General features: G+C 60.8%; 16 protein-coding genes. 3 read left to right on the plus strand and 13 right to left on the minus strand.

Annotated features, from left to right (window positions below; translation table 11 throughout):
• Positions 1 to 6: 6 nt before the first annotated feature.
• Positions 7 to 672: a sugar phosphatase gene (locus tag BS626_RS05135; protein WP_075181322.1), complete on the minus strand. Its 666-nt coding sequence runs from the start codon at positions 670 to 672 to the stop codon at positions 7 to 9.
• Positions 673 to 780: 108 nt separating this feature from the next.
• Positions 781 to 1236, minus strand: a complete 456-nt coding sequence (gene yfbV / locus BS626_RS05140) for a terminus macrodomain insulation protein YfbV (protein WP_075181323.1) — start codon at positions 1234 to 1236, stop codon at positions 781 to 783.
• A gap of 338 nt (positions 1237 to 1574) precedes the next feature.
• On the opposite strand from yfbV, the gene ackA reads away from it, so the two are divergent.
• Positions 1575 to 2777, plus strand: a complete 1203-nt coding sequence (ackA, locus tag BS626_RS05145; protein WP_075181324.1) for an acetate kinase — start codon at positions 1575 to 1577, stop codon at positions 2775 to 2777.
• Positions 2778 to 2874: 97 nt separating this feature from the next.
• Positions 2875 to 5022, plus strand: coding sequence for a phosphate acetyltransferase (gene pta / locus BS626_RS05150; protein WP_075181325.1), 2148 nt, complete (start codon positions 2875 to 2877; stop codon positions 5020 to 5022).
• A gap of 68 nt (positions 5023 to 5090) precedes the next feature.
• Here the strand turns inward: pta and yfcD are convergent, their stop codons facing one another.
• Both yfcD and BS626_RS05160 read right to left on the minus strand, forming a co-directional pair.
• The gene (gene yfcD / locus BS626_RS05155; protein ID WP_075181326.1) at positions 5091 to 5633 is read right to left on the minus strand and encodes an NUDIX hydrolase YfcD; all 543 of its coding nucleotides are present in this window, start codon (positions 5631 to 5633) and stop codon (positions 5091 to 5093) included.
• A gap of 143 nt (positions 5634 to 5776) precedes the next feature.
• Complete coding sequence (locus tag BS626_RS05160; protein ID WP_075181327.1) at positions 5777 to 6127, minus strand: hypothetical protein; 351 nt, start codon at positions 6125 to 6127, stop codon at positions 5777 to 5779.
• 226 nt (positions 6128 to 6353) lie between these two features.
• On the opposite strand from BS626_RS05160, the gene BS626_RS05165 reads away from it, so the two are divergent.
• Positions 6354 to 7247: a TIGR01777 family oxidoreductase gene (locus BS626_RS05165; protein ID WP_075181328.1), complete on the plus strand. Its 894-nt coding sequence runs from the start codon at positions 6354 to 6356 to the stop codon at positions 7245 to 7247.
• 31 nt (positions 7248 to 7278) lie between these two features.
• Here BS626_RS05165 and hisP read toward each other — a convergent pair whose 3' ends face one another.
• The 9 genes from hisP to folC all read right to left on the minus strand — a co-directional run bounded on the left by hisP (position 7279) and on the right by folC (position 15447).
• On the minus strand, positions 7279 to 8052 hold the full coding sequence (gene hisP, locus BS626_RS05170) for a histidine ABC transporter ATP-binding protein HisP (RefSeq protein ID WP_075181329.1): 774 nt from the start codon (positions 8050 to 8052) through the stop codon (positions 7279 to 7281).
• Positions 8053 to 8060: 8 nt separating this feature from the next.
• A complete protein-coding gene (locus BS626_RS05175; RefSeq protein ID WP_075181330.1) occupies positions 8061 to 8777 on the minus strand; it encodes an ABC transporter permease in 717 nt (238 codons plus the stop codon).
• Complete coding sequence (gene hisQ, locus BS626_RS05180; protein ID WP_075181331.1) at positions 8774 to 9460, minus strand: histidine ABC transporter permease HisQ; 687 nt, start codon at positions 9458 to 9460, stop codon at positions 8774 to 8776. The genes BS626_RS05175 and hisQ overlap by 4 nt, the downstream gene beginning before the upstream one ends.
• Before the next feature lie 88 nt (positions 9461 to 9548).
• Positions 9549 to 10331 (minus strand): lysine/arginine/ornithine ABC transporter substrate-binding protein, encoded by a 783-nt coding sequence (locus BS626_RS05185; RefSeq protein ID WP_075181332.1) that lies wholly within the window; start codon positions 10329 to 10331, stop codon positions 9549 to 9551.
• 269 nt (positions 10332 to 10600) lie between these two features.
• A complete protein-coding gene (locus BS626_RS05190) occupies positions 10601 to 11170 on the minus strand; it encodes a UbiX family flavin prenyltransferase (protein WP_075181333.1) in 570 nt (189 codons plus the stop codon).
• Positions 11171 to 11251: 81 nt separating this feature from the next.
• Positions 11252 to 12769, minus strand: a complete 1518-nt coding sequence (purF, locus tag BS626_RS05195; protein WP_075181334.1) for an amidophosphoribosyltransferase — start codon at positions 12767 to 12769, stop codon at positions 11252 to 11254.
• Between the two features lie 36 nt (positions 12770 to 12805).
• On the minus strand, positions 12806 to 13291 hold the full coding sequence (gene cvpA, locus BS626_RS05200) for a colicin V production protein (RefSeq protein ID WP_075181335.1): 486 nt from the start codon (positions 13289 to 13291) through the stop codon (positions 12806 to 12808).
• A 193-nt stretch (positions 13292 to 13484) separates the two neighbouring features.
• The gene (dedD, locus tag BS626_RS05205) at positions 13485 to 14189 is read right to left on the minus strand and encodes a cell division protein DedD (protein ID WP_075181336.1); all 705 of its coding nucleotides are present in this window, start codon (positions 14187 to 14189) and stop codon (positions 13485 to 13487) included.
• The gene (folC, locus tag BS626_RS05210; RefSeq protein ID WP_075181337.1) at positions 14179 to 15447 is read right to left on the minus strand and encodes a bifunctional tetrahydrofolate synthase/dihydrofolate synthase; all 1269 of its coding nucleotides are present in this window, start codon (positions 15445 to 15447) and stop codon (positions 14179 to 14181) included. The genes dedD and folC overlap by 11 nt, the downstream gene beginning before the upstream one ends.
• Positions 15448 to 15498: the final 51 nt, after the last annotated feature.

The raw sequence follows: 15498 nt of genomic DNA on the forward strand, positions 1-15498 counted from the left end.
CGACACTCAGCGGGGGGGCGCAACCGTCAGCGCTACGCTTCCGTCTGGGCGGCGGCGCACCGTCAGCTGGGCCAGAGAGTTAAGCAGCAGCGGCAGTTCACCCCGCCGCGCGGCTTCTGCCGGTACGTTAACGCCCGCCACGTAGCAGCCGGCGTCCAGCGCGGAGGCAATCCCCGCGGCGGCATCCTCAACCACCACGCACGCTTCGGGCGGCAGCTGCAACCGCGTTGCTCCCAGCAGATAGGGCTCAGGATGCGGTTTGCCGCAGGTAATATCCCCGGCGGTAACCCATATCGCCGGCTCGGGTAATGCCGCGGCCCGGTGGCGCGCCCGGGCCACCGGCACGCTGCCGGAGGTCACGATCCCCCACGGAATGCCCTGCGCGTCCAGGCTGTTGAGCAAGGCCAGCGCGCCCGGCAGAGCGACGATGCCCTCGACGGCCGCCGCTTCAGTCTCTTCCAGCGCGAGAAACTGCTGCTGGATCGCCTCTTCGCTGCAGCCGGCCATAAAATGGCGCAGCGAGGCCATCGCCGGCTTGCCGTGGATGAACGCCAGCAGCGTGTCGGCCTCCAGTCCCCGTCGGGCGCCCCACGCCACCCAGGCCTGCTCTACCATCGCCAGTGAATCAACCAGCGTCCCATCTAAATCAAATAAGAATCCCCGATGCGCCACGCGCCGCTCCCGTTCGTTGATTGAGCCCGGATCAGTGTGCCACAGCGGCCGCCGCGGGAACAGTCACAGCGCACCGCCGGGCGGGGCTGCGGCGCTGCCTGCAAGACATCACAGATCGTCGAGGAAAGTTTTATCCAGCTGCTTAAAGGCCCGCTTCAGCAGATCGGCCAGCGCCTGATAAGTGGGCTTGCCCTCTACCGGGGCAATCGCCTGCCCCGACTCGGCCAGCCGGGCGCGCACCTCATGAAACCACTGCAGCAACGTCGGCGGCAGCGGGGTTATCGAACGCTTGCCCAGCCACCACAGCCCCTGCATCGGCAGGCTGCAGGCGAACAGCGCGGTGGCAATCGCCGGCCCCAGCTGACCGCCCAGCGCGATTTGCCAGCTGAGCGTAAAAATGGCCAGCGGCGGCATCAGGCGAATGGCAAAGCGGGTCGCGGTGGTGATGCGGTTTTCCGGAAAAACCGGTGCCAGACGCTTATCATTCGGCCAGCTCTTCATGTAGTGCTGCCCGCGCTGGAACAGGCCAAACCAGCCCACGGAACCGAAGTCGTTATTCGCCATGGCTGACCTCAACTTATGTAATAAAAAATAAACAAAATGAGTAATGCGACAACTTTACTTAACTTGATTCAAAACCTTTTGTCTTTAAGGGTGACTGTGGTTATGCTGAGCGCGTTTTAGGCGGCCCGGGCTTGCTGTCGACACCGGCGACACAGCGCGTTTCCAACCGTAATTCACGTAGTCAACCGCAAAGAAACGGTCCGCTACAAGACCTTTCTTCGCCCCCGTACACAAAATTCTGACTGCGATGACGTGAATCATAAATATCCCCGCTGTTATGCGCTACGCTGATAAGCGGATTGATTTATTTTTAGCCACTTTCAACAACAGGACTTTTCATGTCGAGTAAGTTAGTACTGGTTCTGAACTGCGGGAGCTCCTCGCTCAAGTTTGCCATCATCGATCCCGCCAGCGGTGACGAATTTCTCTCCGGGCTGGCCGAATGTTTTCATCTGCCCGAGGCGCGGATCAAATGGAAATGCGATGGCAGCAAACACGAATCGGCTCTCGGCGCCGGTGCGGCCCACAGCGAAGCGCTGCACTTTATTGTTAACGATATTCTGGCACAAAAACCTGAGTTGTCAGCACAAATCGCTGCAATAGGCCATCGCATTGTCCACGGTGGCGAAGCGTTCACCCAGTCTGCCATCATCGACGCGGAAGTGCTGCAGGGCATCAAAGATGCCGCCTCGTTTGCACCGCTGCACAATCCGGCTCACCTGATTGGCATTGATGAAGCCCTGAAAAACTTTCCGCTGCTGGCAGATAAAAATGTCGCCGTTTTTGATACGGCTTTCCATCAAACGATGCCGGAATCGTCCTACCTGTACGCCCTGCCCTACCGTCTCTACAGCGAGCACGGTATCCGCCGCTACGGTGCGCACGGTACCAGCCACTTCTACGTCTCACGCGAGGCGGCCCGCATGCTGAACCAGCCGGTGGAACAGCTCAACGTGATCACCTGCCACCTCGGCAACGGCGGCTCGGTCACCGCAATCCGCAACGGTGAGTGCGTCGATACGTCGATGGGCCTGACGCCGCTGGAAGGGCTGGTGATGGGTACCCGCAGCGGCGATATCGATCCGGCTATCGTGTTCCACCTGCATGACGCGCTGGGCATGAGCGTCGATGCGATCAACACGATGCTGACCAAAGAGTCCGGTCTGCTTGGCCTGACCGAAGTGACCAGCGATTGCCGCTATGTGGAAGATCATTATGCCAGCGAGGCTGACGCCCGACGCGCCATGGACGTGTTCTGCCACCGCCTGGCGAAATACATCGGCAGCTACAGCGCGCTGATGGAGGGGCGTCTGGACGCGGTCGTCTTCACCGGCGGTATTGGCGAAAACTCGGCGCTGGTGCGCGAACTGACGCTGAAGCAGCTCGGCCTGCTGGACATTGCCGTCGATGCCGAACGCAACCTGGCCGCCCGCTTCGGCAAAGCGGGTTTCATCAACCGCGAAGGTAGCCGTCCGGTGCTGGTGATTCCCACCAATGAAGAGTGGGTGATTGCCCAGGACGCTGCGCGCCTGACCGCGTAATCACCTCGCCCCGGCCAGCGATGCGTTTTCCGGCCGGGGCGTTTCCGACAGAGGGGCAGCGCGCCGTTGACCCTGCCCCACGCTTAAGAGGTTTATTGTGTCCCGAACCATAATGCTCATTCCAACCGGCACCAGCGTTGGCCTGACCAGCGTCAGCCTGGGAGTTATCCGCGCGATGGAACGCAAGGGCGTGCGCCTGAGCGTGTTCAAACCGATCGCCCAACCGCGCAGCGGCGACGATGCGCCGGATCAAACCACCAGCATTATCCGCCGCAACTCCACCATCTCCACCGCTGAACCGCTGCAGATGGGCTACGTGGAGTCGCTGCTGGGATCCAATCAGCAGGATGTGCTGATGGAAGCCATCATTGCCAACTACCACAGCAGCGCGCACGACGCCGAAGTGGTGCTGGTGGAAGGCTTAGTGCCTACGCGAAAACATCAGTTTGCCAACGCGCTGAACTATGAAATTGCCAAAACCCTGAACGCCGAGATCGTCTTCGTGATGGCGCTGGGCAACGACTCGCCGGATCAGTTGAAAGAGCGGATTGAGCTGGTGCGCAGCAGCTTCGGCGGCAGCAAAAACAAAAACATCACCGGCGTGATCATCAACAAGCTCAATGCGCCGGTTGACGATCAGGGCCGTACCCGCCCGGATCTGTCAGAAATCTTTGATGATTCCACCAAAGCCAGCATCGCCAACGTCGATCCGAAACAGCTGTTTGCCAACAGCCCGCTGCCGGTGCTCGGCTGCGTGCCGTGGAGCTTTGAACTGATTGCCACCCGCGCCATTGACATGAGTCGCCACCTGAACGCGCGCGTCATTAATGAAGGGGATATCGCCACCCGTCGGGTAAAATCCGTCACCTTCTGCGCCCGCAGCCTGCCGCATATGCTGGAGCATTTTCGCCCCGGATCGCTGCTGGTGACCTCGGCCGACCGGCCTGACGTGCTGGTCGCCGCCTGCCTGGCGGCGATGAACGGGCTGGAGATTGGTGCGATCCTGCTGACCGGCGGCTACGAAATCGATCCGCCGATTCAGAAACTGTGCGAACGCGCCTTCCAGACCGGCCTGCCGGTGTTTATGGTCAACACCAACACCTGGCAAACGTCGCTCAGCCTGCAGAGCTTCAATCTGGAAGTACCGACCGACGATACGCAGCGCATTGAAAAAGTGCAGGAGTACGTTGCCAGCCACATTGACGCCGGGTGGATTGATTCGCTGAGCGCCGCCTCCGAGCGCAGCCGTCGCCTGTCGCCGCCGGCGTTCCGCTACCAGCTGACCGAGCTGGCCCGCGCGGCCCGCAAGCGTATCGTCCTGCCGGAAGGCGACGAACCGCGGACGGTCAAAGCGGCGGCGATTTGCGCCGAGCGCGGCATTGCCACCTGCGTGCTGCTGGGCAATCCGGATGAGATTCAGCGCGTTGCCGCCGCACAGGGCGTCGAGCTCGGCGCCGGCGTAGAGATCATCGATCCGACGGTGGTCCGTCAGCACTATGTCCCGCGCCTGGTCGAACTGCGTAAAAGCAAAGGCATGACCGAAGTGGTCGCCCAGGAGCAGCTGGAAGACAACGTGGTGCTCGGTACCCTGATGCTGGAGCGCGGCGAAGTGGATGGGCTGGTCTCCGGCGCGGTCCACACCACCGCTAACACCATTCGCCCGCCGCTGCAGCTGATTAAAACCGCGCCCGGCAGCTCGCTGGTTTCGTCGGTGTTCTTTATGCTGCTGCCCGAGCAGGTGCTGGTGTACGGCGACTGCGCCATCAACCCGGATCCCACCGCCGAACAGCTGGCCGAAATCGCCATTCAGTCAGCGGATTCCGCCACCGCGTTTGGCATTGAGCCGCGGGTTGCGATGATCTCCTACTCCACCGGTAATTCCGGTGCCGGCAGCGACGTTGAGAAAGTGCGCGAAGCCACCCGCCTCGCGCAGGAGAAACGTCCGGACCTGGTGATCGATGGCCCCCTGCAGTACGACGCGGCGATCATGGAAGACGTGGCGAAATCCAAAGCGCCCAACTCGCAGGTGGCCGGTCGCGCCACGGTGTTCATCTTCCCGGATCTCAACACGGGCAATACCACCTACAAAGCGGTGCAGCGCTCGGCAGATCTGATCTCTATCGGCCCGATGCTGCAGGGGATGCGCAAGCCGGTTAACGACCTGTCGCGCGGTGCGCTGGTGGATGATATCGTCTACACCATTGCCCTGACGGCAATTCAGTCAAAGCAGGCTGAAGGCCAGTAGCCGGCGCGCATGGCGTAAAAAAAGGGGCGTTGCCCCTTTTTTATTTCGCCGGCCTGTCCCCGCGGAGGCTACGCTTTATCCGACGGAGTACGGTTCTGTTCAGTATTGCGGCTCATCCACAGCGACAGCGCTTTCAGTGAGTCGGGCGTGAACTCATCGCAGCGCGCGGTAATCGCCTCCGGCGTCATCCAGAACACCTCGGCCACTTCGGCTTCCTGCATGGCAAACGGCCCGTGTGAGACGCAGCTAAACAGGCTTCCCCATACCCGACAGTGCGGGTCCTCAAAATAGAACTGCCCGTGATCGGCGAACGGCACGGCGGCGATGCCCAGCTCCTCCTCCGCTTCGCGGCGGGCGGACTCCAGCAGCCCCTCACCGCTCTGCACCACGCCCCCGGCGGTAGCGTCCAGCATTCCCGGCAAAAAGTCCTTGGTGTCAGTGCGCCGCTGGACCAGGATATTGCCCATGCCATCGTGCACCACAATATAGCTGGCGCGGTGGCGCAGGCGCTGCGCGCGCATCTGCGCCCGGCTGGCCTGCGCGATCACCTCGTTATCTTCAGAAACAATGTCAACCCACTCTTCCGTCGCGGCCTGATTTTGCTCGCCCATGTTTAAACCTTCATCATCGATTGTCAGCGCTCATTAACATAGTTATTTCCCTCGGGCGACGCAATCATCACGGATGCCTTTTCATCGAAAGGGTTAGCCAGCGTTGCACTGAACGGTGCCGGTGCCGACTCGCCGGCTGCTGATCAATCGGCAAGGCACCGCGCATCCGGCTGCTGGCCGTCAGCACGGGGCACCAGCCGACCGGCGGCGGCAAACGCCCGCCACGCTGCCTGCCGCGACGCAAACCGCTGCCAGGCCCGCATCAGCGCGGCGGAGCCGCCTGACGAAGGACGGTAAAATCGCCTGCGGCCGCCACGAGGCGCCGGACAGGGCAGCGGGAAGCGCTCTTCACGCTGGCCGGTCATAGCTGGTGGTGCAGGCAGCGCGGCCTCGCCCTGCTGACGTTTACCGCGGCCTGATTCCAGCTGGTGCAAACTGTCCGGCAGCGGCTTTTCACTCAGGCGGCGGGCAGCGAGATTCTCTCGGGCGGACAAACTCCGCGCCTGAGCGAGGCGGCGTTCATGACGCGCCCAGTCGCGGTCAGGACGGCGTACGCGGCGCCCCGGACGCGCGGGCCGTGGCCATACCCCAGCGCCTAACCGCGCTACCCGCGCTCACCCGCGCGCAGATTTTCTGCAACGATTCACCGCGAGCGCCGCCACACCGGCGTAACCTCTTCTATGCTTATTCACGTCGAGAGTCGCGAGAAGAAGAGTGAAAATGAAAATATTACTGACCGGAGCAACCGGGCTGATTGGCACCCACCTGGTGCCGCGCCTGCTCGAGCAGGGCCATGAATTGTGCATCCTGACCCGCAACGTTGCCGGGGGAAAACGGCGGTTTGGCGACCGCGTCAGCTGGTGGTCAGGGCTGGATCAGCAGCAGGATTTAAACGGCATCGATGCGGTGATTAACCTGGCCGGCGAACCCATCGCCGATAAACGCTGGACCCCGGCGCAAAAGCAGCGCCTGTGCGACAGCCGCTGGACGCTCACCAAACGCCTCAGCGACCTGATTCGCGCCAGCAGCACGCCGCCTGGCGTGGTGCTATCGGGATCGGCTACCGGTTACTACGGCGACGCCGGAGAGACGGTGGTCACCGAAGAGGACAGCGGTAAACAGGAGTTTACGCACACGCTCTGCGCCCGCTGGGAGACCCTGGCACAGGAGGCGGAAAGCCCGCAAACCCGGGTCTGCCTGATGCGTATCGGCGTGGTGCTGGCGCGTGAAGGCGGCGCGCTGGCAAAAATGCGCCTGCCGTTTAAGCTCGGTCTTGGCGGTCCAGTTGGCAGCGGTAAACAGTATATGCCGTGGATCCACGTCGATGATGTGGTCGGCGCGATGCTGTTTCTGCTCAACGATGCCCGTCAGCACGGCCCGTATAACCTCGTTGCCCCCTACGCTGTGCGCAACGAGCAGTTTGTCGCCACGCTGGGGGAGGTCATGCACCGCCCGGCGATGCTGCCGATGCCGGCGCCGGCGCTGCGCCTGCTGATGGGCGAAGGAGCCGCGCTGCTGCTGGCCAGCGCCCACGTGCTGCCCAGGCGTCTGGAAGAGGCCGGTTACCGCTTCCGCTGGTACCGGCTGGAAGAGGCGCTACAGGACGTGGTGTAACGTCGGCGGCGGCATATCGCCGCCGCCGGGCTTACTTGAGCGAGCCGGAGAGAAACTGCTGCAGCCGCGCGCTTTTTGGCGCGTCAAACAGCGCCTGCGGAGGGCCCTGCTCCTCAATTTTGCCCTGATGCAGAAAGATCACGTGATGAGAGACGTGACGAGCAAACTCCATCTCATGGGTCACGACCACCATGGTTTTCCCCTCTTCCGCCAGCTTCTGCATGATGCGCAGCACCTCCCCCACCAGCTCCGGATCCAGCGCAGAAGTGGGTTCATCAAACAGCAGTACCTCTGGCTCCATCGCCAGCGCGCGCGCAATAGAGACGCGCTGCTGCTGACCGCCGGAGAGGTTGACCGGGTACTTCGCCCGGGCGCGCTCATCGATCCCGACTTTATCCAGATAGGTGATGGCCCGCGCCTTCGCCTCGGCCTTACTGAGCCCAAGCACCTGAACCGGCGCCTCCATTACGTTCTCCAGCACCGTCATGTGGCTCCACAGATTAAAGTGTTGAAACACCATGCTCAGGCGGGTGCGCAGCCGCCGCAGCTGCTCGGCGTTAGCCACCTTCAGCTGACCGTCGGTGTCGCGCACCAGGCCTATCGGCTGGTTATTGACGCTGATAGTGCCTTCGCTGGGCTTCTCCAGAAAGTTAATGCAGCGTAAAAAGGTGCTTTTACCGGAGCCTGACGAGCCAATAATGGAGATCACGTCTCCGGCGTTGGCGGTCAGTGATACCCCTTTCAGCACCTCATGTTCGCCATAGCGCTTATGTAATTCAACGACGTTTAATTTATTCTCGGCCATCATGTCACTCAGTGGGTAGACGAAGGGGTTACGTGCGCCATCCAGCGCTTTTCCGCTTTGCGGAACAGGCTAATCAGCACGTAAGAGATGATCAGATAGAGCACCGCGGCAATGCCAAAGGCGGTAAACGGCTGGTAGGTGGCGGCGTTAATGTCGCGCGCAATCTTCAGCAAATCCGGCACCGTAGCGGTAAAAGCCAGCGCCGTGGAGTGCAGCATCAGAATCACCTCATTACTGTACGCCGGCAGCGCGCTGCGCAGCGCCGACGGTAAAATGATGCAGCGATAGAGTTTAAAGGTGGAAAACCCGTAGGCGCGCGCGGCTTCGATTTCACCGTGCGGGACGCCGCGGATCGCCCCGGCAAAAATTTCTGTGGTATAGGCGCAGGTATTCAGCGTCAGCGCCAGTAACGTGCAGTTAAGGCCGCTGCGAAAGAAAGCGCTCAGCCAATCGCTGCCCTTGACCACGTCCAGCGTGTAAAAGCCAGAGTAGAACACCAGCAGCTGTACATAGAGCGGCGTACCGCGAAACACCCAGGTAAACAGCCAGACCGGAAAGCGCACGGCGCGGATCGACGACACCCGGGCAATGGACAGCAGCACCGCCAGACAGCCACCCAACAGCACGGAGATCACCAGCAGCCAAAGCGTGATCGCCACCCCGGTAAGGCGATAGCCGTCGCTCCACAGCAGCGCTTTCCAGTATTCATGCAGAATCTCTATCATAATTCGGCCCTCTTCACCCCAACCGAGTAGCGGCGTTCGAGCCACCAGAGTACGCCGCCGGACACCGTGGTAAACAGCAGGTAGATGAGTCCGGCCACAATCGCAAACCAGAGCGGCTGCCAGGTGCTCTTGCCGGCAAGCTGGGTGGCTTTGACCACGTCCTCCAGGCCGAGCAGCGACACCAGCGCCGTGGCTTTCAGGATCACCTGCCAGTTATTCCCAATGCCGGGCAGCGCAAAGCGCATCATGCCGGGAAACAGGATGCGCCGAAACGTCTGGCTCCGGGTGAAGCCAAAAGCGGTCGCCGCTTCAATTTGCCCTTTCGGCACCGCCAGCCAGGCGCCGCGAAAGGTTTCAGTAAAGTAGGCGCCGTAGATAAAGGCCAGGGTAATGATTCCCGCGACCATGGGATCGATATCAAACTGGGAAGCCCCGAACGCCTCAGTGAGGTGGTTGAGGGCAATTTGTAAACCGTAAAAGATCAGCAGCATCAGGACCAGATCCGGTACGCCGCGAATCAGGGTGGTATACATCGTAAACAACCCGGAGAGGAGCCGGCTGGAAGAGAGCTTACCGCCGGCGCCGATCAGACCAATGATCACGGCAAGGACCAGCGAGCTGAGTGCCAGCTCCAGCGTCACCATTGCCCCCTGGAAAATGACCTCAGAATAGCCATACAGCATAGTTGCGTTCCTGTCTTATTCTCTGCGTATTCTTTTGCCCGCCTGACGGCGGGCAAACGGGGGAGCTGTTCCCCTCGACAGGCAGGCGTTAACCGCCGTAAATATCAAACGTAAAATATTTTTTTGCGATCTTGTCGTAGGTGCCGTCTTGACGCATCTCGTTAAACGCCTTATCGATGGCCGCTTTCAGTTCGGCATCGTCTTTGCGCAGCCCCATCCCGGTCCCCACACCAAAGATCTTCTCATCTTTCACCGCCGGACCGGCAAACGCATAGTCTTTGCCCACCGGCTGTTTCAGAAAGCCTTCCGCAGCCTGCACTTCATCCTGGAAGGCGGCGTCAATACGGCCGGCAATCAGATCCTGATACACCAGATCCTGATTCGCGTACGGCGTGATGGTCACGCCTTTACTCCGCCAGTACTCGTTGCCGTAGGTTTCCTGCGTGGTTCCCTGCAGCACACCAATGTTTTTTCCTTTCAGCGAGGCGACGGTGGGCGCAATGTTTGCCCCTTTTGGCGCCACCAGACGGGCATTGGCCGCATACAATTTTTCAGAGAAGGCGATCTCCTGCTGACGCTTTTCGGTGATCGACAGCGAAGAGATAATCACGTCAATCTTCTTTGCCTTCAGCGACGGGATCAGCGCGTCAAAATCACTTTCCACAAAGTTGCACTGGGTTTTCAGACGCTGGCAGATTTCATTAGCCAGGTCGATATCAAAGCCCACCAGTTCCCCCTGGGCATTTTTGGATTCAAACGGCGGATAGGTTGGATCGGTACCGATTTTCAGCGTGGCCGGCAGCGCGGCCCAGGCGCCACCGATGCCGGAAAAAACCATTGCCAGGGAGAGAGCCAGAGCCTGCTTTTTCATAGATTACCCTCAAAAATGCGTTGTATTTTTCTGTGATGTGATGTGTGTGCTTACCGCTGTGATTGACTGTTCTTATTGCAGTTTTCGTGCCAGGATGGCCGTAAACCGGCTGCAGCGGCGCGCTCCGCGCGGTTAACCGCAGGGGGCGTGGAGAAACTTATAGCAGGATTGTATCGGGCTGGTAATGACTATGTGAGAAAATGGTGCGCCGGATGCACGATTAGTGATCCAGCGCGAAAAAACGCACCGAAGGGGGGCGTCCGGCGGCGTCAGGCCCCCTGCCAGCGGGCAAACAACTCTTCCGGCAGGGTGATATCAAACTGATCAAGCACGCGGTTAACCGTCTGATCGACAATGTCCATCACCGCCTGGGGACGATGATAAAATGCCGGCAGCGGCGGCATGATCATCGCGCCCATCTCCGCGGCGGTGGTCATCAGCCGAAGGTGGCCGAGGTGCAGCGGCGTTTCGCGCACGCCCAACACCAGTCGGCGCTGCTCCTTCAACACCACATCGGCGGCCCGGGTGAGCAGACTGTCGCTGTAGCTGTGCACAATACCGGAGAGCGTTTTCATTGAGCAGGGCATGATCGCCATCCCCAGCGTTTTAAACGATCCCGAGGAGACGGAGGCGGCAATGTCGCGGGAATCATGCACTACGTCGGCCATCGCCTGTACCTCGCGCACCGTCCAGTCGGTCTCCAGCGTCAGGGTCTGACGGGCCGCGGGGCTCATCACCAGGTGGGTTTCCACGTCCGGCAGCGGTTGCAGCACCTGCAGCATCCTTACGCCGTACACGGCGCCACTGGCTCCGGATATGCCAATAATCAGTCGTTTCATTCGCCTGCCCTATCATAAGCTAAGGCCGGAATTATCCGGCCTTGAGACAGAAATGCAAGCCGCACGCGGCGAAGACCGGCGTTATCCTTCGTTATGCAACTCGAGATTTTCGACCTCATTCTGACGCGCCAGCGCTTTAGCATCGTCGTTGCGCAGCGTCATCAGGTAATCCAGATAGCGCTGATCGACATCTTTGGTGACGTAGACGCCGTTAAACACCGAGCACTCAAACTGAACGATTTCCGGATTCTCTTCGCGTACCGCCGCAATCAGATCGTCGAGATCCTGGAAAATCAGGCCGTCGGCTTTAATCAGCTGACGAATCTCTTCCACTTCGCGGCCGTGGGCAATCAGCTCGGTCGCGCTCGGCATATCAATCCCGTAGACGTTAGGAAAGCGAATTTCCGGCGCCGCCGAGGCGAGATAGACTTTTTTCGCGCCGGCTTCGCGCGCCATTTCAATGATCTGCTCGGAGGTGGTGCCGCGAACGATGGAGTCATCCACCAGCAGCACATTTTTATCCCGGAATTCGGCACGGTTAGCGTTCAGTTTACGGCGGACCGCGCTGCGGCGCAGCTGCTGCCCGGGCATGATAAAAGTGCGTCCCACGTAGCGGTTCTTCACAAATCCCTGACGATAAGGCTTATCCAGAATGCGCGCGATCTCCAGCGCCACATCGGTGGAGGTCTCCGGAATCGGGATCACCACGTCAATATCAAGATCGTCCCACTCGCGGGCGATTTTGGCCCCGAGTTTGGTGCCCATGCGCACGCGCGCGCTGTAGACGGAAATTTTGTCGAGGAACGAATCCGGTCGGGCAAAATAGACGTATTCAAACAGGCAGGGGTTACTCTTCGGATTGTCTGCACACTGGCGGGTAAACAGCTGGCCTTTTTCGGTGATGTAGACCGCTTCGCCCGGTGCCACATCGCGCAAAAACTCAAAGCCGAGCGTATCCAGCGCCACGCTTTCCGACGCCACCATGTATTCGGTGCGTTCGGCATCCAGCGTGCGCTTACCCAGCACCAGCGGACGAATGCCGTTCGGGTCGCGAAACGCCACCAGCCCGTGACCAATGATCATCGCCACGACGGCATAGGCACCGCGCACCTGCTGATGCAGCGCGGCGACCGCGGCAAAAATGTTGTCGGCCTCCAGCGGGTGGTGCTGAAAACGATCCAGCTCCTGCGCGAAGATGTTCAGCAGAATTTCGGAATCTGAAGTGGTATTGACGTGGCGGCGACCGCGTTCAAACAGCTGCTTACGCAGTTCATGCGCATTAGTGAGGTTACCGTTGTGGGCCAGCGTGATGCCCCAGGGGGAGTTAACATAGAAGGGCTGCGCCTCGGAAGCGCTGGAGCTGCCGGCGGTGGGGTAGCGTACGTGGCCGATCCCCATGGTCCCCTGCAAACGCTGCATATGACGCGCTTCGAACACATCGCTGACCAGGCCGTTTGCTTTCCGCAGGCGGAAACAGTTCAGCGCATCGATGGTACAAATGCCTGCGGCATCCTGCCCACGGTGCTGCAGCACCGTTAACGCGTCATAAATCGACTGGTTTACCGGCATGAAACCGGTGATCCCGACAATACCGCACATGGTGTCATTTCCTCATAAGCCGCTGCCCCGGCGCACTTACCGGGGGATAAAACTCGACGTGCTTTGCAGATAGTCAAAAAACCATCTGATGATATAGCTGAACTGGGGAATCAGCTGAGAGCGCTGCCACTCGTCGCTTTTGGCCAAGCCGGTGAACGTATCCAGAAAAAAGAGGATGGCTGAGACGATTAACACCCCGCGCAATGCCCCGAAACAGATACCCAACACCCTGTCGGTCCCCGACAGGCCGGTTTTTTCAACCAGCGAGCCAATCACATAATTGACGATTGCCCCGACGATCAGCGTGGCAATAAACAAGGCTGCGATAGCGATTCCATTTCGAACCAGTTCGTCTTCAAACCCGGTGAACCAGACCGCCAGATAGGGGTAGTAGTGGCTGGCAATGTAAAATGCACATCCCCAGGTCACCAGCGACAGCGCCTCGCGTACAAAGCCGCGAATGACGCTAATCAACGCGGAGAAGGCTATGACGCCAATGATGGCGTAATCAATCCAGACCATGAATCTCTTCCAGCGTCATCGCCCCTGCATCCAGTTCGGGGCGCATTCTAACAGAAAAAGAAAACGTTTGCGTAGGCTTTTCCTTTGCCACACAAAAATTTCACTTCGTGCAAAAAAGAGGCAGGAAGCGCGTCAGTCGCGGCTCCTGCCCTCCCCATCGCCGCAGCAGAAAACGGGCAGCGCCCGCTCCCCACTAGCGCGCCGAATAGGGCTTCACGACGCCACCGAGGCCGGAAATCCCCTTCAGCTCCCCCACGGCCGACTGCATCTTCGCCTTCGAGGCATCGGGGCCGACGTAGATGCGGGTAATCTGCCCCTGCACCGGCGTCGACGGCACCGTCCAGGCACGGTAACCGGACAGGCGCAGCTTCGCCACAATCTCGTTGACCTTATCGGCGTTTTTCAACGCGCCCAGCTGCACCATCCATGCCTGACCGATTGGCGCCTCGGCGGGCGTCGACTCCGGCGCCTTCTGCTCAACCGGCTTTCGCTCAGCCGGCTTCTGTTCGACGGGCTTCTGCTCGATCGGTTTTGGCTTCGGTTTTTCCACCGCTTTCGGCTTGTCTACCGCCTTCGGCGGCGCCTGCGTGACCGGCGGCGGCGCGACCACCGTCGGGGCGCTGTTGTTCTGCGGACGCTGGCTGCCGCTGTTGGCGCTAACGGTGTTTTCACCCGGCGCGGCACTTTCGCCCTGCGGCGGCTGCGCCGGCAGGGGTTGCGTCACCGGCGGCACGATTTCCGCATCCTGTTCATCGTCCTTATCCGGGACCAGCGGAATGGCCGCAAACTCCTCTTTATAGTGTTTCTTTTCACCGTCCAGCAGGCCGGGCAGCACGATAACCCCCAGCGCCACCAGAATAACGGTGCCAACCAGCCGGTTTTGAAACTTACTCGCCACGCTGCTTCTCCGTTTCTCTCTCGCTCATGACCGCGGCAACCGTATGGAAGGAGCCGCATACCAGCACCGTGTCGTCGGGGCCGGCATCGGTGCGGGCCGCCCGCCAGGCACTGGCCACGCTGGCGTATGCCGTCCCGCCGCCGAGCTGAGACAGCAACGTGGCGGCATCGGCCCCGCGCGGTCCCGTCAGCGGCGCGCAGTACCAGGCATCGACCTGCGGCTGCAGGCAGGCCAGCGTGCCGGGAATGTCTTTATCGTGCAGCATACCCACCACCGCCAGCACCCGCCCCTGTCGCGGCAAAGCGGCCAGCCGCGCGGCCAGCCAGGCCGCAGCGTGCGGATTGTGGGCGACGTCAAGAATCACCCGCGGCTGCCGCGCCACTACCTCAAAACGCCCGGGCAGCAGCGCGCGCGGCAGCGCCTCGCGCAGCGTCGCCTCATCGACGACCAGTCCACTGGCGCGCAGCGCCGCAACGGCGGTCGCCGCATTCGGCAGCGGCACCTGCGGCAGCGGCAGATCGCGCAGCTCGCCCGCCGCATCGCGGTAGTGCCAGCGATCCCCCTCCTGCTGCAGATCCCAGTCAACGCCGCGGCGCAGCAGGCTGGCTCCCTTCTCCTGCGCCACATCGGCGATGGTATGCGGCATATCCGGTTCACCGACCACCGCCGGCCGCCCCGGACGAAAGACGCCGGCTTTTTCGCGGCCGATACTTTCGCGATCCGGTCCCAGCCAGTCGGTATGATCGAGGCCAATGCTGGTGATGACCGCCACATCCGCGTCGACGATATTGGTGGCGTCAAGGCGTCCGCCCAGACCCACTTCGAGGATCACCACATCCAGCGCCGACTGACTGAACAGCCGCAGCGCCGAGAGCGTGCCAAACTCAAAGTAGGTCAGTGACGTGTCACCGCGCACCGCTTCAATGGCGGCAAAGGCGGCAGTGTGCGCCGACGCCGGCAGCTCTTCGCCCTGAATACGTACCCGTTCGGTATAGCGTACCAGATGCGGCGAACTGTAGACTCCAACGCGGTAACCGGCCGCCATCAGCACCGTTTCCAGCGTGCGGCAGGTGGTGCCTTTGCCGTTGGTGCCGGCCACGGTAAAGACGGTCGGCGCCGGGGTTAACACGTCCAGTCGCTGCGCGACCTCGGCGATCCGCGCGAGGCCCATATCAATGGCGCTGCTGTGCAGGTTTTCAAGATAGCAAAGCCACGTGGCCAAAGGCGACGTGGCTTGAGGAAGTGGAAGCTTTTCCATGGGTCCGTTCAACTTGTTACGGTTCATCGGAAAACGGCCCCACAGGGGCCG

It is taken from the genome of Pantoea sp. 1.19, assembly GCF_001922585.1.
GTDB lineage: Bacteria > Pseudomonadota > Gammaproteobacteria > Enterobacterales > Enterobacteriaceae > 1-19.